This window comes from Streptomyces sp. NPDC047081 (assembly GCF_040643775.1).
Classification (GTDB): domain Bacteria; phylum Actinomycetota; class Actinomycetes; order Streptomycetales; family Streptomycetaceae; genus Streptomyces.
The window spans coordinates 484,324-504,714 of sequence record NZ_JBEYUY010000003.1; the positions used below are offsets into that span (position 1 = coordinate 484,324).

15 protein-coding genes are annotated in these 20,391 nt (G+C 69.9%); 7 read left to right on the forward strand and 8 right to left on the reverse strand.

The features are described from left to right. Positions 1-224: 224 nt before the first annotated feature. Both ABZ848_RS07965 and ABZ848_RS07970 read left to right on the forward strand, forming a co-directional pair. Entirely contained in the window at positions 225-1,559 is a 1,335-nt protein-coding gene (locus ABZ848_RS07965) for an FG-GAP-like repeat-containing protein (protein ID WP_360827241.1), read from the forward strand. A gap of 32 nt (positions 1,560-1,591) precedes the next feature. Further along, positions 1,592-2,995: a VCBS repeat-containing protein gene (locus ABZ848_RS07970; protein ID WP_360826963.1), complete on the forward strand. Its 1,404-nt coding sequence runs from the start codon at positions 1,592-1,594 to the stop codon at positions 2,993-2,995. A gap of 76 nt (positions 2,996-3,071) precedes the next feature. Here the strand turns inward: ABZ848_RS07970 and ABZ848_RS07975 are convergent, their stop codons facing one another. Both ABZ848_RS07975 and ABZ848_RS07980 read right to left on the reverse strand, forming a co-directional pair. Further along, entirely contained in the window at positions 3,072-3,539 is a 468-nt protein-coding gene (locus ABZ848_RS07975) for a hypothetical protein (protein WP_360826966.1), read from the reverse strand. Between the two features lie 129 nt (positions 3,540-3,668). Next, on the reverse strand, positions 3,669-4,532 hold the full coding sequence (locus tag ABZ848_RS07980; RefSeq protein WP_360826969.1) for an intradiol ring-cleavage dioxygenase: 864 nt from the start codon (positions 4,530-4,532) through the stop codon (positions 3,669-3,671). Here ABZ848_RS07980 and ABZ848_RS07985 point away from each other — a divergent pair. Next, positions 4,531-7,011, forward strand: coding sequence for a caspase family protein (locus tag ABZ848_RS07985; protein WP_360827244.1), 2,481 nt, complete (start codon positions 4,531-4,533; stop codon positions 7,009-7,011). The two genes, ABZ848_RS07980 and ABZ848_RS07985, sit on opposite strands and share 2 nt — an antisense overlap. A gap of 74 nt (positions 7,012-7,085) precedes the next feature. On the opposite strand, the gene aspS is transcribed toward ABZ848_RS07985, so the two are convergent. Beyond that, the gene (gene aspS, locus ABZ848_RS07990) at positions 7,086-8,849 is read right to left on the reverse strand and encodes an aspartate--tRNA ligase (RefSeq protein ID WP_360826972.1); all 1,764 of its coding nucleotides are present in this window, start codon (positions 8,847-8,849) and stop codon (positions 7,086-7,088) included. Positions 8,850-9,039: 190 nt separating this feature from the next. Here aspS and ABZ848_RS07995 point away from each other — a divergent pair, with 190 nt between their 5' ends. Then, a complete protein-coding gene (locus ABZ848_RS07995) occupies positions 9,040-11,202 on the forward strand; it encodes a SpoIIE family protein phosphatase (protein WP_360826975.1) in 2,163 nt (720 codons plus the stop codon). Here the strand turns inward: ABZ848_RS07995 and ABZ848_RS08000 are convergent. The 4 genes from ABZ848_RS08000 to ABZ848_RS08015 all read right to left on the reverse strand — a co-directional run bounded on the left by ABZ848_RS08000 (position 11,154) and on the right by ABZ848_RS08015 (position 14,775). Further along, the gene (locus ABZ848_RS08000) at positions 11,154-12,218 is read right to left on the reverse strand and encodes an AI-2E family transporter (RefSeq protein WP_360826977.1); all 1,065 of its coding nucleotides are present in this window, start codon (positions 12,216-12,218) and stop codon (positions 11,154-11,156) included. The genes ABZ848_RS07995 and ABZ848_RS08000 overlap by 49 nt on opposite strands. A 130-nt stretch (positions 12,219-12,348) precedes the next feature. After that, positions 12,349-13,320 (reverse strand): pirin family protein, encoded by a 972-nt coding sequence (locus ABZ848_RS08005; protein WP_360826980.1) that lies wholly within the window; start codon positions 13,318-13,320, stop codon positions 12,349-12,351. A 106-nt stretch (positions 13,321-13,426) separates the two neighbouring features. After that, positions 13,427-14,269: a hypothetical protein gene (locus tag ABZ848_RS08010; protein ID WP_360826983.1), complete on the reverse strand. Its 843-nt coding sequence runs from the start codon at positions 14,267-14,269 to the stop codon at positions 13,427-13,429. A gap of 38 nt (positions 14,270-14,307) precedes the next feature. Then, complete coding sequence (locus ABZ848_RS08015; protein ID WP_360826986.1) at positions 14,308-14,775, reverse strand: SseB family protein; 468 nt, start codon at positions 14,773-14,775, stop codon at positions 14,308-14,310. Between the two features lie 137 nt (positions 14,776-14,912). Here ABZ848_RS08015 and ABZ848_RS08020 point away from each other — a divergent pair, with 137 nt between their 5' ends. The 3 genes from ABZ848_RS08020 (at position 14,913) to ABZ848_RS08030 (ending at position 18,469) form a co-directional block, all read left to right on the forward strand. Continuing rightward, on the forward strand, positions 14,913-16,739 hold the full coding sequence (locus tag ABZ848_RS08020) for an acyl-CoA dehydrogenase (RefSeq protein ID WP_360826989.1): 1,827 nt from the start codon (positions 14,913-14,915) through the stop codon (positions 16,737-16,739). A gap of 98 nt (positions 16,740-16,837) precedes the next feature. Then, on the forward strand, positions 16,838-18,130 hold the full coding sequence (locus tag ABZ848_RS08025; RefSeq protein ID WP_360826992.1) for a M18 family aminopeptidase: 1,293 nt from the start codon (positions 16,838-16,840) through the stop codon (positions 18,128-18,130). Between the two features lie 78 nt (positions 18,131-18,208). Next, entirely contained in the window at positions 18,209-18,469 is a 261-nt protein-coding gene (locus ABZ848_RS08030) for a DUF6458 family protein (protein ID WP_360826995.1), read from the forward strand. Between the two features lie 11 nt (positions 18,470-18,480). Here ABZ848_RS08030 and ABZ848_RS08035 read toward each other — a convergent pair whose 3' ends face one another. Continuing rightward, a complete protein-coding gene (locus ABZ848_RS08035) occupies positions 18,481-20,322 on the reverse strand; it encodes a thioredoxin-like domain-containing protein (protein WP_360826998.1) in 1,842 nt (613 codons plus the stop codon). Between the last annotated feature and the right edge of the window lie 69 nt (positions 20,323-20,391).

The window sequence follows — 20,391 nt, forward strand, 5'->3', positions numbered from 1 at the left end:
TGAACGGCACGACTCTGTGGAGCGCCACGACGACCGCCGGCAAGCTCACCTCGTACAGCCTGATCACGAAGAAGACCCTCGCCACGGTGACGGTCCCCGCGCTGGACTGCGTCCCGGACGAGCTTCAGGCGACGGGCCGTTGGGTGTACTGGTCCTGCGGTTCCTCCGCGGGTGTGTACGACAGCAAGGCGGGTACGTCCGTCGCGGTCGCCCCCGGTGACGTCATGCTCGGCGACGGGTTCACGGTCCGGCACGACCACGCCGCCGACGAGTTGGTACTGACGGAAGCGGCCACCGGCACCACCCACGTGATCGCCTCCCACCTGCCCGACACGGGGCTCGTCACGGACCGCCGCTTCCGGTGGACGGTCGACGAGTACACGGGTCTGGTCGCCTGGTTCGACGCGTACGAGCAGACGCACGTCGCCACCACGGGCATCGCCCCGTCCGCGCCGACGGCCTTCAGCACCGAGTACCCGAGCTGGGTGGAGGCGGGCCCCGTGAGCGCGTGGGCCGGCGAGTGGCTGCTGTCCCGGCCGGTCACCTCCTGGTCGCTCACCTTCACCTCGGTCCAGAGCGGCGCCACGGGCAGGGCCACCCGCACGATCACCGGCGGGGCCGCCTCGGCGAACCTGGCGGTGAACTGGAGCGGCAAGACCGCGAGCGGCGAGCGCTTCCCCAACGGCCGCTTCACCTGGACCCTCAAGGCGACCGGCCTCGGGACCGCCGCCCCGGCCACGGTGACCTCCGGCGACGGCTACCTCGGCAAGGGCAGCCCGGTCCGCCACGACTTCGTCAGCCTGGACGGGCCCGACGGCCGCGGCGACCTGCTCACCCTCAGCGCCTCGGGCGGGCTGACGTACCAACACGGCACCGGTACCGGGAAGTTCGGCGAGAAGACGACCGGCGGCGGCTGGCCGACCAGCGCGCGGTTCGTGCCGTTCGGCGACCTCAGCGGCGACCGCTGCAACGACGTCCTGGTCCGGCTGAGCAGCGGCGCCCTGCGCCTCTACAAGCCGGGCTGCAACGCTGCACTCAAGCCGTCCACCTCGTACACCACCCTCGCGAGCAGCGGCTGGACACAGTACGACGTCCTGACCTCGCCCGGAGACGTGAGCGGCGACGGACGCGCCGACCTGCTCGCGCGCAAGGCGTCGACCGGGGCGGTCTACCTCTTCAAGGGGACCAGCACCGGCAAGCTGTCCGCCGCGGTCAAGCTCTACGACAACTGGAAGGGCTACAAGAAGATCGTGGGCGTCGGCGACATCACCGGCGACGGCGTCGGCGACCTGATCGCCCAGGACAAGTCGAACAACCTCTACCGCTACAGCGGCAAGGGCAACGGCACCTTCGCGGCCCGCGTGAAGCTGTTCGCCGACTGGGGCGGCTCCTACAACGCGGTCGTCGGCATCGGCGACATCACCGACGACGGCAGGGCGGACCTGGTCTCCCGGGACACCAGCGGCTACCTCTGGCGCAACTCCGGTGACGGCAAGGGGTCGTTCGCGGCGCGGGTGAAGATCGCGAGCGGCTACGGCTCGTACAAGTCCCTTTCCTGACCGGTCATCAAGGCATTCACAGGGGGTAATTCATGCGGAGATGGGGTGCGGCCGCGTTCGTGGCCGCCTCGCTGGTCGGCGGCGTACTGCTGCCGTCCGTCCCGGCGGCCGCCGGGCACGGCGCCGTGCCCGGGGACTTCAACGGCGACGGCTACCGCGACGCGGTCCTGCCCGCGCCGGGGGCGAACGTGTCCGGCAAGGAGGCGGCCGGCGCGGTCGTCGTGCTCTACGGCTCGGCCTCCGGGCTGTCGACCGGCCGCCGCAAGACCATCACCCAGAACACGACCGGCGTACCGGGCGCCGCCGAGGCCTACGACGGCTTCGGCGCCGCCACCGCCACGGCCGACCTGAACCGGGACGGGTACGCCGACCTGGTGGTCGGATCGCCGTACGAGGACACCTCGAAGGGCACGAACTCCGGTGCGGTGACGGTCCTTTGGGGCAGCAAGAACGGGCTGACGAGCGGGACGGACCTGCCGTCGCCGACCAGCTCACCGGGGCACTACGGCGAGGACATCGCCGCGCTCGGCGCCGGGGCCGGAGCGAAGACCCGGGTAGCGATCAGCGGATGGGACGCATCCGTGTACTTCAGCGGGCCGTTCAGCCGGAAGGGCACCTTCGGGTCCGTCGTGTACAACGACAACACCGTGTCCCCCGTATCCACCGCCCTCGGCGACTTCAACGGCGACGGTGTACCCGACCCGGCCGTCGCCACCTCGCGCACGAGCAGCACCGGGGGTGACATCTACGCCGATCCCGCCTACGGCAACGAACTGAAGGGCGAAGGCCTCATCGTGGCCTCCGGCGACGTCAACGGCGACGGCTACGCCGACCTCGTGGCCGGCGACCCGGACGAGCCCGCAGAGGCGGGCGTGGACGGCATGCCGGGCGGCCGGGTGCTGGTCTGGTACGGCTCCGCCACCGGCATCTCCACGGCCACGGCGCCGGTGCAGATCACGCAGAACACGGCCGGTGTCCCCGGCACGAGCGAGAAGGGCGACGCCTTCGGCGGGGCCCTCGCGGTGGCCGACCTCAACCGGGACGGCCTCGCGGACATCGTCATCGGATCGCCGTACGAGGACCTCGCCGAGAACAGGGCGGGCCAGGTGACCGTGGTCCCCGGCCGCGCGAGCGGCGCCCTCGGCACCGGCTCGTACTCCTTCTCCCAGGACACGGCCGGCGTCCCCGGCGCCGCCGAGACCGACGACTTCTTCGGTACGACGGTCTCGGTCGGGGATGTCGACAAGGACGGCAGGCCGGAGCTATTCGTCGGCGCGCCCGCGGAGAACTACTCCACCGGCGCCGTCTGGGTCTTCCCCGGCGGCTCCACCGGACCGAAGGCCACCGGCAGCCGCGTCATCACGGCGAAGGCCGTTGGCCTCGCCCAGAACGCCGGCACCCTGCTCGGCGGCAACGGGCTCCTCTGGGTGATCTGAACGCACAAAGAGCGCCCGGGACTTGACCGTCCCGGGCGCCTTGGTGTTCGTCCGCCGAGCGGGATGCCGTCCTTCCCTAAAGCCTGGCCGAAATGACCGCCGGTTTCGCGCCCTTTTTCAGCAAGGGCTCTTGAAAGGCTTGCCTTGCTTGTGGTCGGTCGGGAGCGGGGGCCGGCGCCCGGGCCGGGTCCGGAGCCAGACCCAGCGCCTCGCGGGCCGTGTGGACGTGGCGCAGGCCCTCCTTGGCGGTACGGCTCACGCGGTCGTAGTCCGCCGCCGTGTGGGCCTGGGCCAGCAGGGCGCGGGCGGTGCGGTGGCACTCGGCGGCCTCGGTCAGCGCGCGGCCGGCCGCCTCGCCGCCGGTCGCCCAGGCCGCGGCCCCCGGCGGGATCAGGCTGCCGCTGAGCCGGACCAGCCAGCGGTTGGCCTCGGCCTCGGCGTCCAGCCGCTGCGTGCCGCGGTCCGACTGCGACCGGCGCAGCGCGAGGACCGCGCCGGCCGAACCGGCGATCAGCAGCGCGGAGAGCGCGATCGCGTATCCCATGGCTTCCTCCTTGCCCGCCGGGCCGGAAGGGGGCCCGCACCTGCGATGTCATCCCCTATGAGACGACATGCTTCTGTGCACCTCCCTCGGTGTTCCTGTGCGCCTCCGGTGAGGTTTCCAAGACGAGGGTCAGCCGTCGTTGGTCTCGTCCGGCGCGACGCCGAGCGTCAGGTGCGCGTGGACGCCCCGGGCGATGTGCCGGTGGTCGTACTTGAGGTAGAGCAGGCCGCCCGCGTGCCCGTTGCCGGGGTAGATCGTGTCCTCGTCGAGGGTGGTGCGGGTGGTGGTGTTGCTCGCGTACGGCTCGACCTCGGCCGATGCGAGGACCGACTTCTCGTCGAAGAACAGCTGGCCGGTGTGGCAGGCGTGGCCGCCCTCGTAACCCGCGTCCGTCCAGGTGCCGTCCACGTGCACCTTGACGTGGATGTGGACGCAGCGGCCCTGGTACCAGCCGGGGAAGACGGTACGGAAGCCGACGTACCCGTGCCGGTCCGTGCGCCAGGTGCCGCGCAGGTAGCGCTCGTCGTCGGTCGGCTCCTGGTGACCGCCGCCACCGCCGGGCGGGGGACCGGTCGGGGTGTCGGTGGGCGTGCCCGAGGGTGGCGGGCCGGAGGGGCCGCCACCGCCTCCGCCGCCGCTGCCCATCGCCTCGTACCCGGAGTAGATGCCGGAGGCGTTGCAGTGCCAGATGTCCACGGCGGCGTTCCGCACCGGCCGGCAGGTCTCCGCGTCGATCACCTTGAGCCGGAGGTGCAGCGGAACGCCCTCCTGGTCCTCGGTGACGTCCTGCCGGATCTTGTCGGCGTCGATGTAGTAGGGCCCCTCGACCAGCTCGGAGGTGAGCGTGTAGCAGGCGTTCTCCTGGTCGGAGGCCTGCGCACTGGCCACGAAGGCCCCGCCCACACCCACCGCGGTCACGGCCACACCACCGGCCGCGAGCACCGTACGGCGGGCCAACTCCCGTCTTTCTTCAGGTGTCTGAGTGTCTGTCATGGCCAGGGACGCTAGGCGTGCGCCACCTGGCAGGAACATCGGAAGGAGCTGTGAATGGCGACGCCTAGGCGAAAGGCTCGAAATCGACGCCGGTTTCAAGCCGTGTGCGGCAGCGCCCGCGAGGAGGAGAGTGATGATCTCTCAGGCCCGCGATTTCGCGTGGGTACACATCTGCCGCAGGAGTGGTCTCCCAGCTAAGATGATCCGCCATCAGATGCGCCGGACGATGTCGTCTCGTCCGATGGGCAAGTGTGGGGGGCTTTTGAACAAGGCAGTGATCGTAGGCATCGACAGTTATCCGAACGCGCCGTTGTACGGCTGTGTGAACGACGCCAAAGACGTCGCGGACTGTCTGTCCTTGGAACAGTACGACTTCGACAGCAAGGTGTTATTGAACGGTCGGGCCACACGCAGCAACATCCTGCGGAATCTTCACGAACTGGCATACGGCGACGAAGAGGGCGGCACGCTCATCTTCTATTTCGCCGGGCACGGCCAGGTTCTGGGCCAGGCAGGACACCTGGTCACGCATGACGCCGAGATGTTCGATCCCGGTATCTCGCTGGCGCACCTGGCACAGATCATGGAATCCGCCAGCCGCAATTTCGATCACGTGGTGACCATTCTCGACTGCTGCCACTCGGGTTCCGCGTACACCTGGGCGAACAGCAGACCGCTGCAGGCCGGTGACATCGAGCGGGAGGTGCCCACGGTGAACGAAAGCCGGTGCATCCTCGCCGCCTGCCGTCCGGAGGAAGGGGCCCAGGAGCAGCGCGGGCACGGCATCTTCACCGACGCTCTGACCAACGCCATGCTCGGCGACGCCGTCAACTGGAACGGCGAGGTCACACTCCTCGGCGTCTTCGACTACGTCACCGCGGCCGTGTCGCCCGGGTTCCAGACCCCGGTGTTCAAGGGCGACATCGCGGGAACCGTGGTGCTCGGCTCGGGGTTCCCCAAGCGCGAAGGGCCACCGATCGACAAGAGCGAACTGGCCCAGAACCTCGCCAAGGCGCACCACCTCGTCGACCAGTACCACTACCTCCAGCTCACCGAGCTGTCCGAGCGCAACGTCCGCCTGCAGCAGGGCTCCAGGAAGTGCTCCATCCAACTGGAGCCGGTGGTGCGCTGGTTCGAGGAGACCGAGAAGGCACTCCCGGATCTGAAGCGCAAGGCGGACTGGACGAACCTGGTCGCCCGGGTACGGGAGTTCAGAAAGAACCTCGCCGACATCAGCGTCGACGAGCTGACCCGCTTCGGTCGAGTCGTCCGACACCTCGGACACGGCGGCTACGGCCATGTGTGGGAACTGGAAGGTGACGACGGAAAGCGTTACGCCATGAAGGTCTTTCATGGCAACGAGCTCGACGACGAGGTGAAGGTCCGGCGTTTCGCGAACGGCTACAACAACATGCGGAAGCTGGAACACCCGTACATCGTGCGCGTCCACGAAATGCTGGCCGCACCCTACGGGTTCCTCATGGACTCCATTCCCGGGGACAACCTGAGGAAGGCGTACATCGACCGCGGGGACCCGGAATCCGTACTGCAGCTGATGATCGACATCTGCGAGACGGTGCAGCACGCCCACTCGCAGCAGGTGAGGCACCGGGACATAAAGCCCGAGAACATCATCGCCGCGTACGGCGACAACGGACGCCTCATTCCCTATCTGACCGACTTCGACCTGGCCTACCACGAGACCAACCGCACGGTCACGACGAATATCGGTGTTGGCGGCGTCATCAACTACGCCGCTCCCGAGCAGCTCTTCGAGCCGAACGCGAGGACAGCCCGCAGCGAGACCGTCGACGTCTTCAGTCTTGCCCAGCTGATGTTCTTCGTCGTCACAGGACGGGATCCCAGCGGTGAGAACTTCACCAAGAACGTGGAGATCCTGACGCACGACCTCGGCAGCTGGGTGGACGACCGGGCAGCCAAAACCCTCATCGAGCTGTACAAGAGCTCGACCTCGAAGCAGCCGAGTGAGCGACCGCAGACCGTGCTGGACTTCGTGAGCGAGCTGCGGCACGCGGAATCCGTCATCCAGGTCGCCAGCGGAACGGACAAGATCGCGGAGTCGGACCTCTGCCGTCGCATCGGTAAGCTGTACGCCGGGCTGAACAACTACTCCGCCACCGAGGGCGAGTGCCGGATGAACAGTCGCTCGGGCCAGGTGGAGATCGTGGTGCGGGTCAAGAACATTAGCGGGAGGGGGACCGCTTCCCTGGAACTCGAGTGCGCCGTCACCGACAAGCTTCCGGTGCCCTCGTTGAAGTCGGGACGCTCGGCTCGTGACTCGATCAACATCCGCCTGGACAAAGTCGTCGCCAAACTCCCGGGGGTCCGGCGGCACGCCGGCAACAAGGGGGCCTACCAGGTCTTCCTCTCCGTGGACGATGTCGAGCTGGACGTGACCGGTGTGGCCCGGGTGACGGACGTCATCGCCAACGCGGTCGCAGGCATAGAACAGTGGTGAACCAACCACACGACGACGGCCCCGGGAACCACATCGGTTCCCGGGGCCGTCGGCTGAAGGACGACGCGGTGTGCCTACTTCGGCTGCGGCTTGCGCACCGTCAGGTGCAGTTCCTTCAGCCGGGCCTCCTCCAGCTCCGTCGGGGCGCCCATCATCAGGTCCTGGGCGTTGCCGTTGAGCGGGAAGGAGATCGTCTCGCGGATGTTGGGCTCGTCCGCGAGGAGCATGACGATGCGGTCGACGCCGGGGGCGATGCCGCCGTGCGGCGGGGCGCCGAAGCGGAACGCGCGCAGCATGCCGGCGAACTTGTCCTCGACGGTCTCGCGGTCGTAGCCCGCGATCTCGAAGGCCTTGAGCATGATGTCCGGCTCGTGGTTCCGGATCGCGCCGGAGGACAGCTCGACGCCGTTGCAGACGATGTCGTACTGCCAGCCGAGGATGTCCAGCGGGTCCTGGGTCTCCAGGGCCTCAAGGCCGCCCTGCGGCATCGAGAAGGGGTTGTGCGAGAAGTCGATCGCGCCGGTCTCCTCGTCCTTCTCGTACATCGGGAAGTCGACGATCCAGCAGAACCGGAAGACGCCCTCCTCGAAGTGCCCGGCACGCTTGGCGGCCTCGACCCGCACCGCGCCCATGATCTTCGAGACCTCGTCGAACTCGCCCGCGCCGAAGAACACCGCGTGCCCGGCGGCCAGCGACAGGCGCTTGGTCAGCTCGGCGACGTTCTCCTCGGTGAGGAACTTGGCGATCGGGCCGGACAGCGACCCGTCCTCGGCCACCCGCACCCAGGCCAGGCCCTTGGCGCCCTGCGAGATCGCGTACTCGCCGAGCTGGTCGAAGAACTTGCGGGGCTGCGCGGAGACGTCCGGCACCGCCAGGGCGCGCACGTGCTTGCCGGCGAAGGCCTTGAACTCCGAGCCCTCGAAGACGTCGGTGATGTCGACGAGCTCCAGCTGGGCACGCAGGTCCGGCTTGTCGGAGCCGTACTTCAGCATCGCCTCGCGGAACGGGATCCGCGGGAAGGGGGACGTGACGTGGCGGCCGCCGCCGAACTCCTCGAACAGCTCCGTCATGAGCTGCTCGATCGGCTGGAAGACGTCCTCCTGCTCGACGAAGCTCATCTCGACGTCGAGCTGGTAGAACTCGCCCGGCGAGCGGTCCGCGCGCGCGTCCTCGTCGCGGAAGCAGGGCGCGATCTGGAAGTAGCGGTCGAAGCCGGAGATCATCAGCAGCTGCTTGAACTGCTGCGGCGCCTGGGGGAGGGCGTAGAACTTGCCCGGGTTCAGCCGGGAGGGCACGACGAAGTCACGCGCGCCCTCGGGGGAGGTCGCCGAGAGGATCGGCGTCGCCATCTCGTTGAAGCCGAGGGCGACCATCTTCTTGCGGATCGCGGCGATCACCGACGAGCGCAGCATGATGTTCTTGTGCATGCGCTCACGGCGCAGGTCCAGGAAGCGGTACTCCAGACGCCGCTCCTCGTTGACCCCGTCCTCGGTGTTGATCGTGAACGGCAGCGGGGCGGCGGCTCCGAGCAGCTCGACCTCGCTCACCTCGACCTCGATCTCGCCGGTGGGCAGGTCAGGGTTCACGTTCTCGGTTCCACGTGAAACAACCCGGCCGTCGACCCGGACGGTCGACTCCTTCGTGACCTTGTCCAGCGCCTCGTAGGCCTCGGTGCCGGGGCGGGCGACGAGCTGCGTGATGCCGTAGTGGTCGCGCAGATCGATGAAGAGGATGCCGCCCAGGTCGCGCCGATTGTGCAGCCAGCCACTCAGCCGGACGTCGGTGCCGACGTCAGAGGCGCGGAGCTCGCCGCAGGTGTGGGACCTGTACCGATGCATCGTCGTTCATCCAGTCTTCGCGGATCGGGGGCGTGTTTCACGTGAAACTCCGACCAAGCCTACCGGGGACCCCAAGATCGCCTCTCCAGCATTACGCGGGACCGGCGGGCGTGACCTAACCGGCGGGCGTGACCTAACTGACGGAGGCGATCGGTGGCACTCTTCGATCAGCTCTTCATAAAGTGGGGCAATGCGCACTGGCGAGCCTCTGCCGCCCGTGGGGGACGTCCTGGAGGCCCTCGCGACCGGCCTGTGGCACTGGGACACCGCCACCGAGCTGGTCACGGTCGATGCCGAGGCGGCACGGCTGCTCGGCCTGCCCTCCATCGGCACCACCCTCACCGAGGCCCAGGCCAGGGCCCGATTGCACCCGGTCGACTGGAACGAGATCACCGGCGTGGTCGGTCTCGCCGTCGCCGAGGGCACCCTCGCCGAGGTGCGGATCCGGATCATGGACGAGCACGGCCGGGTGATCCGCGTCGTCCGCTCCCGCTCCAAGCCGTCGTACGACCGTGAGAAGCGCTCCTTCCGGCTGATCGGCACCCTGCAGGAGGTCACCGAACCGACGCCGGGCACCCCGGCCGGACGCAGCGCCGTCACCGGGGACTGGCGGCGCTCCCGGGAGGCGTTCCTGCTGGACGCGGGCCGGGCGCTGGCCGAGGCGCGGTCCACGGAGGAGGTACTGCGGGTCGCGTCGGGCCTGTCGATGCCGGGGTTCACCCCGGACGGGCTCGCGGTGTTCGGCGTGGAGGGCGACCGGGTGACGATCACCGGTCTGCACGGCTACCAGCCCGGGGACGGCGACCCGTTCTCGGCGATGCCCCTGGACATGGATTATCCGGCCGCCGAGGTCATACGGACGGGCCGTGCCGTCTACCTCTCCTCGCCCGGCGCCTACAAGACCCGCTACCCGGTCATGTGGCAGCTGGTCGAGGGCTTCGGCCGGGAGTCCTGGGCGTTCCTGCCGCTGACCGTCGCGGGCCGCACGATGGGCGCCTGGATGGCGTCCTTCGCCTATCCGGTCGCCTTCACCCCGGACGAGCGGTCGGTCCTGACCACGGTCGCCCGGATGCTCGCCCAGGCCCTGACCCGGGCCGGCGCCGCCGAGACCGAGCGCGCCCTGACCGACGGCCTCCAGCGCTCCATGCTGCCGACGCTGGGCCCCCAGATCCCGGGCATGAGCGTCGCCGCGCGTTACGTCCCCACCGGGGGCGGTCTCCAGGTCGGCGGCGACTGGTACGACATGATCCCGCTGCCTGGGGGCACCCCCTCTGGGGGAGGCCGCATAGCCCTGGCGATCGGGGACGTCCAGGGGCATGACGTGCGGGCGGCCGGGCTGATGGGCCAGCTCCGGATCGCCCTGCGCGCCTACGCCTCCGAGGGCCACCGTCCCGACGCGGTGCTCTCCCGCGCCTCCCGTTTCCTGCACGGCATGACGGACGGAACCCTGGACGAGGACGTCTCCGACCCGCGCTTCGCGACCTGCCTGTACGTGGAGGCCGACCCCACCACCGGCACCCTCGACATCGCGCGCGCCGGGCACCCCGACCCGGCGATCCGGATGGCGGACGGCACGGTGCTGATGCGGCCGACGGCGGGCGGTCTCCCGCTCGGCATCGACCCGGACGCCGACTACCCCACCACCCGCATCACCCTTGAGCCCGGCGAGACGCTGCTGATCTGCACCGACGGCCTCATCGAGACCGGCGGCCACGACCTGGAGAGCGGCTGGCGGCGCATCCGTACGATCCTGGAGGACCACAAGGGCGACCTGGAGGAGCTCGCCGACGCCCTGGTCCAGGGTGTGCACGGCCCGTCCTCCCACCACACGACCGGCCCGCTGGCCGACCGGCGCGAGGACGACATAGCGGTACTGCTGCTGTGCCGGACGGGGGAGGGCTGGGGCGACGCGGTGACCGTGCGGCCGACGGTCCGCCGCACGATGCTCTCCGTGGCCCAGGCGGAGCCGGAACGCGTCGCCGTGGCCCGTCAGCAGCTGCGCGAACTCCTCCACGACTGGGCCAGCCAGGACCAGGTCGACTCGGCGGTCCTGCTGCTGTCCGAGATGCTGACGAACGTCCTGGTCCACACCGACGCCGACGCCCTGCTCCAGGCCGAGGTCCGCGGCGATCCCGGCGCCCGCCGGATGCACGTCGAGGTCACCGACACCAGCGACGACCTCCCCCACAAGCGCCGCCCCGGCGAACTGGCCTCCTCCGGCCGCGGCCTGGTCCTCATCGAGCTCCTCGCCGAGTCCTGGGGCGTCGACCCGCGCGGCGAAGGCAAGACCATCTGGTTCGAGCTCTACGAGGACTCGGGCGCGGCGTCCTCCGACGGCCCGTCGCCCTCGTAACGACCGCGCAGTTCGTGTACGACGCCGAAGGCGGCGGCGGTGAGCGGTACGGCGAGCAGCATCCCGAGGATGCCGGCGACGGACGCCCCCGCGGTGATCGCGAGCATCACCACGGCCGGGTGCATCTGCACGGTCCGGCTCTGGATCACCGGCTGCAGCACATGTCCGTCGAGCACCTGCACGGCGAGTACGACGCCGAGCGCCCAGAGCGCGATGACGAACCCCCGGTCGGCGAGCGCGACGAGCACGGCGACGGCACCGGAGATGAAGGCGCCGAGGTAGGGGATGTAGGCGCCGACGAAGACGAGCGCGCCCAGTCCCACGGCCCCCGGCACGTCCAGGACCAGCAGTCCTACGGTGATGCACACGGCGTCGATGAGCGCGATGAGCGTGGTCCCCCGCATGAAGCCTTCCACCGCCTCGAAGGCCCGCCGGGCCATGGCCTCGACGGTGTCGGCGGTGCCGCGGGGTGCGACGGCGCGCAGGGTGTCGACGGCGAGATGCGAGTCGCGCAGGAAGAAGAAGACGAGAAGCAGCGCGAGTACGGCCATGGCAATGCTCTCGCCGACGACGCTGACTCCGCTGATGACGTTGGAGGCTGCGGTGGCGCCGAACTTGGTGAGCAGCTCCTCGGCGTTGGAGGCGAGGTCGTCGAGCGAGGTGCCGGCGGCCCCGAAGTGGTCGGCGACCCCCTGAGCCGCGTCCTTCAGCGAGGCGACGATCTGGTCCCCGGTGTCGATGAGCGCGGCGACGACGATGTACACGGCCCCGCCGACGACGGCGACGACCGCGACGCAGGTGAGTCCGGCGGCGACGGAGCGGTTGACCTTGGCGGCGACGAGACGGCGGTGCAGCGGGCCCAGCAGCGCGGTGCCGAGGAGGGCGAGGAGCACGGGGACGACGGCGGTGCGGAATTCCGAGCAGAGCCGGACGCCGACGTAGACGACCCCGGAGAGCAGCAGGATCACGGCGCACCAGGCGGCGAAGCGACGGACCGGCTCGGGGAGGATCTGCACGCGTCCAGCGGATCACGGCCCGGCCGGGGCGGCTTGTCCGGCTCCTCCAGACGACGGACGGGGCCCGGAACGCGGGAAGGGCCCGAAGCCGCCACGCGTACGTGCTGCTTCGGGCCCTGTCGCTCGATTCCTACAGGCCGCCCTCGGTCATTCCGTGCACCGCGGGGATGGTCCCCAGCCGGCCCTTCTGGAAGTCCTCGAACGCCTGCTGGAGCTCCTCGCGGGTGTTCATGACGAACGGGCCGTAGTGGGCCATCGGCTCACGGATCGGCTGCCCACCGAGGAGGACGACCTCCAGGTCCGGCGTGTTGCCGTCCTGCTTCTCGTCCGCGCGGACCGTCAGGGACGAGCCCGTGCCGAAGACCGCGGTCTGGCCCATGTGGACCGGACGCCGCTCCGCGCCCACCGCGCCCCGGCCCGCCAGCACGTACGCCAGACCGTTGAAGTCCTCCCGCCAGGGCAGGGTGACCTCGGCGCCCGGCGCGAGCGTCGCGTGGATCATCGTGATCGGGGTGTGCGTGATGCCGGGACCCGCGTGGCCGTCCAGCTCGCCGGCGATGACCCGCAGCAGCGCGCCGCCGTCGGGCGTGGTGAGCAGCTGGACGTTGCCGCCGCGGATGTCCTGGTAGCGCGGCGCCATCATCTTGTCCCTGGCCGGGAGGTTCACCCACAGCTGCAGGCCGTGGAAGAGACCGCCGGACATGACCAGGGACTCCGGCGGCGCCTCGATGTGGAGCAGGCCGGAGCCGGCCGTCATCCACTGGGTGTCGCCGTTGGTGATCGTGCCACCGCCACCGTTGGAGTCCTGGTGGTCGAAGATCCCGTCGATGATGTAGGTGACGGTCTCGAAGCCACGGTGCGGGTGCCAGGGGGTGCCCTTCGGCTCGCCCGGCGCGTACTCCACCTCGCCCATCTGGTCCATCATGATGAACGGGTCCAGGTGGCGGTAGTTGATCCCGGCGAACGCGCGGCGCACCGGGAAGCCCTCACCCTCGAAACCGCTCGGCGCGGTCGTGACGGCGAGCACGGGGCGCGCCACGGCATCGGCCGGCGCGGCCACGCGCGGCAGCGTCAGCGGGTTCTCGACGGTCACTGCAGGCATGTCGGTACCTCCTTGTGCGGCCAGTTTAGTTGAGCATTGAACTTCCTGCCACCCGGAACACGCGGATTCGCGAGAACATTCCCCACGGGCCCGCACCGGCCTGCCCTCACCTGACCAGCCCTTTCACCAGCAGGACCACCAGCAGCACGGGACCCCACAGGGCGAGCGCGAGCTGCAGCAGGAACAGCACCCCCTGAGCGACCAGCCAGCCCGCCGTGCCGCGTCCGACCTTGGCGACCCCGGACCGGGCGGGGTCGTAGCGGATCTCGACCGTGCGCCGGCCCCCTTGCGGACCGGTGCGCTCACAGCGCATGCCGTCGGCATCGACGTACGAGTAGACGTAGTCCACCACGGGGCCCTCGACGGCGTACCGCTTGATGGAACGTTCCAGTCGGCCCTCCGTCACGATCCCCCTCGTCCGCAGCCCCCAGATCTCACGGAGCGGATCCGCCCCCGAGCCGAAGACCCAGCGGAGCGCGAACAGCCACCAGGGGAACAGCAGCCAGACGAGCACGAGGACCGCACCGGCCCCGCCCGCCCACAGCGCGAGGGGGCCGAGCGCGTAGCCGATGCCCAGTGCCCAGCGGACGCGGCGGGCCCGGGGCGACAGCCGCCGCTCCAGCGGCTCCTCCGTCACGAGTCGCGGCCCGTCGAACGGCCCCCCGGAGACCTTCTCGGGCAGCACCCGGCGCACAGCCTCCGCGAACTCCTGCACGTACCGCGACTCACGGCAGTCGAGGCCGTACGTCACCGGTTCGTGCCCCGCGGTGCGCAGCACGATCGTCAGCCGCCGGCTCCGGTCACCCTGCACCTTCACCCGCGCGATCGCCTTGAGAGGTATACGGCGGCGCACGCCCCCGCCCTCCAGCAGGAGTTCGCGCGGCCACAGCACGGCCCGGGTGCCGTCGAGGGCGCGCAGCACTCTGGGGTAAAGATCCGTCGAGGTCACGCGGGAACCCTAGGCAACCCGTGTGACATGCGCGTGAGTTATCCGTACATCCGGCGCATCGCGAACTCCACCATCTGCTCGACCGCCTTCGCGTCGAAGACCATGCGGTGCTCGCCCTCCATGTCCAGGACGAAGCCATAGCCGGTGGGGAGGAGGTCGATCACCTCGGCGCCGGTGATGACGAAGTACTTGGACTCCTTGCCCGCGTACCGGCGCAGCTCCTTGAGGGAGGTGAACATGGGGATCACCGGCTGCTGGGTGTTGTGCAGGGCCAGGAAGCCGGGGTTGTCGCCGCGCGGGCAGTAGACCTTGGACGTGGCGAAGACCTGCTGGAAGTCCTCGGCCGACATCTGGCCCGTGGTGAAGGCGCGCACCGCGTCCGCGAGGGACGGCGGGGACGGCTCGGGGTACAGCGGCGGCTGCTGGCCGTACCCGCCCGGCATCGGCTGCTGCGGCGGGACGCCGTACTGCTGCTGGGCGCCAACATTCTGGTCGTAGCCGTACATGCCACACAGAGTACTGACCCCGCACGAGGGGTCGGTCACAGATGGCCGGATCGGGGTTGCTTCTTATTACCGACGGGTAGCATCATCGTAGCTACTTGTTGGTACGTGAACGAATCATCTCTTACGGAGCCGTCGCCATGGGGCACTACAAGTCGAATCTCCGGGACATCGAGTTCAACCTGTTCGAAGTCCTCGGGCGGGACAAGGTGTACGGCGCCGGTCCGTTCGAGGAGATGGACACCGAGACCGCGAAGAGCATCCTCGAGGAGCTGACCCGGCTCGCGGAGAACGAGCTGGCCGAGTCCTTCGCGGACGCCGACCGCAACCCTCCGGTCTTCGACCCCGAGACGAACACCGCGCCGGTCCCGGCCTCCTTCAAGAAGAGCTACAAGGCCTTCATGGACTCGGAGTACTGGCGGCTCGGCCTCCCCGAGGAGATCGGCGGCACCACCTCGCCCCGCTCCCTGATCTGGGCCTACGCGGAGCTGCTGCTCGGCTCGAACCCGGCCGTGTGGATGTACGCGTCCGGCCCGGCGTTCGCCGGCATCCTCTTCGACGAGGGCAACGACGTACAGAAGCACATCGCGAAGATCGCCGTGGAGCGCACCTGGGGCTCCACCATGGTGCTGACCGAGCCGGACGCCGGTTCCGACGTCGGCGCCGGGCGGACCAAGGCCGTGCAGCAGGAGGACGGCTCCTGGCACATCGAGGGCGTGAAGCGCTTCATCACCTCCGGTGAGCACGACATGGAGGAGAACATCCTCCACTACGTGCTGGCCCGCCCCGAGGGCGCCGGCCCCGGCACCAAGGGCCTGTCCCTCTTCCTCGTCCCGAAGTACCTCTTCGACTTCGAGACCGGCGAGCTGGGCGAGCGCAACGGCGTCTACGCCACCAACGTCGAGCACAAGATGGGCCTGAAGGCCTCCAACACCTGCGAGATGACCTTCGGCGACCGGCACCCCGCCAAGGGCTGGCTGATCGGCGACAAGCACGACGGCATCCGGCAGATGTTCCGGATCATCGAGTTCGCCCGGATGATGGTCGGCACGAAGGCCATCTCGACGCTGTCGACCGGCTACCTGAACGCCCTCGAGTACGCCAAGGAGCGCGTCCAGGGCCCCGACCTCGCGAACTTCATGGACAAGTCCGCGCCCAAGGTCACCATCACCCACCACCCGGACGTCCGCCGCTCGCTGATGACGCAGAAGGCGTACGCCGAGGGCATGCGCGCGCTGGTGATGTACACGGCCGCGGTGCAGGACACGATCCAGCTCAAGGAGGCGGCCGGCGAGGACGCCAAGGCCGACCACGCCCTCAACGACCTGCTCCTGCCGATCGTGAAGGGCTACGGCTCCGAGAAGGGCTACGAGCAGCTCGCCCAGTCGCTGCAGACCTTCGGCGGCTCCGGCTTCCTGCAGGAGTACCCGATCGAGCAGTACATCCGCGACGCCAAGATCGACACCCTGTACGAGGGCACCACCGCGATCCAGGGCCAGGACTTCTTCTTCCGGAAGATCGTCCGCAACCAGGGCGCGGCCCTCAACTCCCTCGCCGAGGACATCAAGAAGTTCCTGGCACTCGGCACGGGCGGCGAGGAGCTCGCCGGTGCGCGTGAGCACCTGGCCAAGGCGGCCGTCGAGCTGGAGGCGATCGTCGGCCTGATGCTGACCGACCTCGCGGCCACCGAGCAGGACGTCAAGAACATCTACAAGGTCGGCCTGAACACCACCCGCCTGCTGCTGGCCTCCGGTGACGTCGTCGTCGGCTACCTGCTGCTCAAGGGGGCCGCGGTCGCCACCGAGAAGCTGGAGACCGCCTCCGCCAAGGACAAGGCCTTCTACACGGGCAAGATCGCGGCGGCGAAGTTCTTCGCGGCCAACGTCCTGCCGGGCGTCACCGGTGCGCGCAAGCTCGCCGAAGGCGTCGACCTGGACCTCATGGAGCTCGACGAGGCCGCGTTCTAGCACCCCCGGTTCTGGGTAGCCAGAATTCCCCATCGCCCTCGCGAGGGCCCGCTCCCCGTACGCGGAGCGGGCCCTCGTACGTCGTTAAGGTGAACCCCATGAGCGAACCCCCCCGCTTCGACCGCGGCCACACCGACGACCTCATGTCCTTCCTGACGGCCAGCCCGTCGCCGTACCACGCGGTGGCGAGCGCCGCCGAGCGGCTGGAGAAGGCCGGGTTCCGGCAGGTCGCGGAGACGGACGCCTGGGACGGGACGAGCGGCGGCAAGTACGTGCTGCGCGGCGGCGCGATCGTCGCCTGGTACGTCCCCGAGGGCGCGGCGCCCCACACGCCGTTCCGGATCGTCGGCGCGCACACCGACTCCCCCAACCTGCGGGTCAAGCCGCTGCCCGACACCGGGGCGCACGGCTGGCGCCAGGTGGCCGTGGAGATCTACGGCGGCCCGCTGCTGAACTCCTGGCTCGACCGCGACCTGGGCCTGGCCGGCCGGCTGACCCTGCGGGACGGCTCCACCCGGCTGGTGAACATCGACCGTCCACTGCTGCGCGTCCCCCAACTCGCCATCCACCTGGACCGTTCGGTGTCCGCGGAGGGCCTCAAGCTGGACAAGCAGCGCCATCTCCAGCCGATCTGGGGGCTGGGCAGCGACGTACGGGACGGTGACCTGATCGCCTTCCTGGAGGAGAACGAGGGGCTTTCTCCGGGCGAGGTCACCGGCTGGGACCTGATGACGCACTCCGTCGAACCGCCCGCCTACCTGGGCCGGGACCAGGAACTCCTCGCCGGACCGCGGATGGACAACCTCCTCTCCGTCCACGCGGGCGTGGCCGCGCTCGCCGCCGTGGCCCGGGCCGGCCTGCCCTACATCCCCGTACTCGCCGCCTTCGACCACGAGGAGAACGGCTCGCAGTCGGACACCGGCGCGGACGGGCCGCTGCTCGGAAGCGTGCTGGAGCGCTCGGTGTTCGCGCGCGGAGGGTCGTACGAGGACCGGGCGAGAGCCTTCGCGGGCACCGTCTGTCTGTCCTCGGACACGGGCCACGCGGTCCACCCCAACTACGCGGAGCGGCACGACCCGACGCACCACCCGCGGGTCAACGGCGGCCCGATCCTCAAGGTCAACGTCAACAACCGCTACGCCACGGACGGTTCGGGCCGCGCGGTCTTCGCCGCCGCCTGCGAGCGGGCCGACGTGCCCTTCCAGTCCTTCGTCTCCAACAACTCCATGCCCTGCGGCACCACGATCGGCCCGATCACCGCGGCCCGGCACGGCATCCGGACGGTCGACATCGGCGTCGCGATCCTGTCGATGCACAGCGCCCGCGAGCTGTGCGGCGCGGACGACCCGTACCTGCTGGCGAACTCCCTGGTCGCGTTCCTGGAGGGATAGGTTCCTACACCGGGCCCATGGGTACTCGCCGTTGACCGGAGGACCGGAAGAACCGGACCGGACAGGGAGGCGACACTCATGGGCCTCGGTGGATGCATCATCCTCATCGCCGCGGGAGCCATTCTCACGTTCGCGACCGACTGGCACATGAAGGGGGTCAACCTCGACCTGGTGGGGATCATCTTCATGATCGTCGGTCTGATCGGAGTCAGCACCTTCAGCAGCATCGCGCGCCGGCGCCGGGTGGTGGTGCCGCCCACCACACCGGTCATCGACGAGGAGGGGACAGGTCCCCACCATCACCGGCGCGACGGCTACAGCGACGGTTACGGCGTCTGAGCGACGGCCGGTCACGGCGTCCGGTCGTCCAGGCCGACGTCGTCCAGGCCGGCCAGGACCAGGGGCAGGCGGTCGGTCCCCGCCGCGGTGACGCGGACGGGGACGCCCCAGTCCTGCTGGTGGACATGGCAGGCCGGGTACTCTTTGGCCGCGTCGTCGTCGCACGACGCGGCCATCGCCGATATGTGCAGGACCCCTTCCGCGATCTCCGGGTTGAGCTCCAGGGTGCGGGAGAGGTCCGTGTCCGCGCCCTCGCCCGCCAGCAGCAGGTCCGGCGGGGTGGAGGAGACCAGGAGACGGGTCGAGGGGCCGTACCGCGTGTCGAGCTTCTGGCCCGTCGGCGCCTGGAAGATCACGTCCAACCGAAGCTTCCCGGGGGCCACTTCGGTGGCGGCGCGCCGGGTGCGGTGGGCGACGGACTCGACCCGTACGGCCTCCTCCGGCAGCCGCAGCCGGGTCAGGCGGTGCCGGGCCGACTCCACGACCACGATGTCCTCGCCGACTAGGACGGCGTCGCTCGGCTCGCGCAGGTCCGTGGCCAGGGTGGTGACCTCTCCGGTCGCCGGGTCGTAACGGCGCAGGGCGTGGTTGTAGGTGTCGCTGACGGCCACCGAGCCGTCGGGGAGCGCGGTGACGCCCAACGGGTGCTGGAGCAGGGCCTGTTCGGCGGGTCCGTCGCGGTGGCCGAAGTCGAAGAGACCGGTCCCGACGGCGGTGTGGACGCTGCCGTCCAGGTCCACCCAGCGCAGGGCGGACGTCTCGGAGTCGGCGAGCCAGAGGCGGTCGGCGGTGGCGGCGAGCCCGGAGGGCTGCGCGAACCAGGCCTCTTGCCCGGGGCCGTCGACCAGGCCCTCGTTGGTGGTGCCGGCGGTGACGGAGACGGTGCCGTCCGCCGGGTCGTACGCCCACAGCTGGTGCACGCCCGCCATGGCGATCCACACCTTGCCGCCGAAGACGGCCACGTCCCACGGGGAGGACAGGTCGATCTCGCGGGCCGGGCCCGAGGTGGGCGAGCCCTGCCACCACTGCCTGCCGGTGCCGGCCAGGGTGGTGACCTCGCCGGTCGCGAGATCGAGGCGGCGCAGGGCGTGGTTGACGGTGTCGGCGACGACGACCGAGTTTTCATCGAAGAGGGCGAGGCCCTGAGGCTCGTTGAAGGTGGCCGTGTCCGGCGTACCGTCCGCGAATCCGCGCGCCCCTGAACCGATCCGGCGTACGACGGTCTCGCCGTCCGCCGCCAGCTCCACCAGCTGGTGCCGGGTGGTGTCGCTGACCAGGAAGGACCCGCCGGGCAGGACGAGCGCCTTGCCCGGGAAGCGCAGGGTGGTCGGCTGCGGCTCCGGCGCCACGTACGGGCCGTCGCCGCGGCGCAGGGTGCCCTTCGCCTCGTGCTCGGCCTCCAGCTCCGTCACCAGCCGCTCGATGGCGTGCACATGGCCCTCACCGGCGTGCTGCGCGACGACGTACCCCTCCGGGTCGATCACCACGAGCGTCGGCCACGCGCGCACCGCGTACTGCTTCCAGGTCGCGAGCTCCGGGTCGTCGAGGACCGGGTGCTCCACGCCGTACCGCTCGACCGCGTCGACCACCGCCGCGTGCTCGGCCTCGTGCACGAACTTCGGCGAGTGCACCCCGATCACGACGACGGTGTCCGGGTGCTTCTCCTCCAGCTCACGCAGCTCGTCGAGGACGTGCAGGCAGTTGATGCAGCAGAACGTCCAGAAATCGAGCACGACTATGCGTCCGCGCAGGTCGGCGAGGGTGTACTGCTTGTCGCCCGTGTTCAGCCAGCCACCCTTGCCGACCAGCTCGGGGGCGCGGACGCGGACGCGGCGGGGAGTCGAAGCGGTCATGGATCAAGGGTGCCACCCGCCACTGACAACCGGCCCGGGCCCGCCCGCGGACCGCCGTCCCGCCTGTTC

What these genes read in the sequence shown, in the direction of transcription:
- ABZ848_RS07965 (WP_360827241.1), top strand. Translation starts at nt 225, where the DNA reads ATGCTCGGCGACGGGTTCACGGTCCGGCACGACCACGCCGCCGACGAG.
- ABZ848_RS07970 (WP_360826963.1), top strand. Translation starts at nt 1,592, where the DNA reads ATGCGGAGATGGGGTGCGGCCGCGTTCGTGGCCGCCTCGCTGGTCGGC.
- ABZ848_RS07975 (WP_360826966.1), bottom strand. Translation starts at nt 3,539, where the DNA reads ATGGGATACGCGATCGCGCTCTCCGCGCTGCTGATCGCCGGTTCGGCC.
- ABZ848_RS07985 (WP_360827244.1), top strand. Translation starts at nt 4,531, where the DNA reads ATGGCCAGGGACGCTAGGCGTGCGCCACCTGGCAGGAACATCGGAAGG.
- ABZ848_RS07980 (WP_360826969.1), bottom strand. Translation starts at nt 4,532, where the DNA reads ATGACAGACACTCAGACACCTGAAGAAAGACGGGAGTTGGCCCGCCGT.
- aspS (WP_360826972.1), bottom strand. Translation starts at nt 8,849, where the DNA reads ATGCATCGGTACAGGTCCCACACCTGCGGCGAGCTCCGCGCCTCTGAC.
- ABZ848_RS07995 (WP_360826975.1), top strand. Translation starts at nt 9,040, where the DNA reads ATGCGCACTGGCGAGCCTCTGCCGCCCGTGGGGGACGTCCTGGAGGCC.
- ABZ848_RS08005 (WP_360826980.1), bottom strand. Translation starts at nt 13,320, where the DNA reads ATGCCTGCAGTGACCGTCGAGAACCCGCTGACGCTGCCGCGCGTGGCC.
- ABZ848_RS08015 (WP_360826986.1), bottom strand. Translation starts at nt 14,775, where the DNA reads ATGTACGGCTACGACCAGAATGTTGGCGCCCAGCAGCAGTACGGCGTC.
- ABZ848_RS08020 (WP_360826989.1), top strand. Translation starts at nt 14,913, where the DNA reads ATGGGGCACTACAAGTCGAATCTCCGGGACATCGAGTTCAACCTGTTC.
- ABZ848_RS08025 (WP_360826992.1), top strand. Translation starts at nt 16,838, where the DNA reads ATGAGCGAACCCCCCCGCTTCGACCGCGGCCACACCGACGACCTCATG.
- ABZ848_RS08030 (WP_360826995.1), top strand. Translation starts at nt 18,209, where the DNA reads ATGGGCCTCGGTGGATGCATCATCCTCATCGCCGCGGGAGCCATTCTC.
- ABZ848_RS08035 (WP_360826998.1), bottom strand. Translation starts at nt 20,322, where the DNA reads ATGACCGCTTCGACTCCCCGCCGCGTCCGCGTCCGCGCCCCCGAGCTG.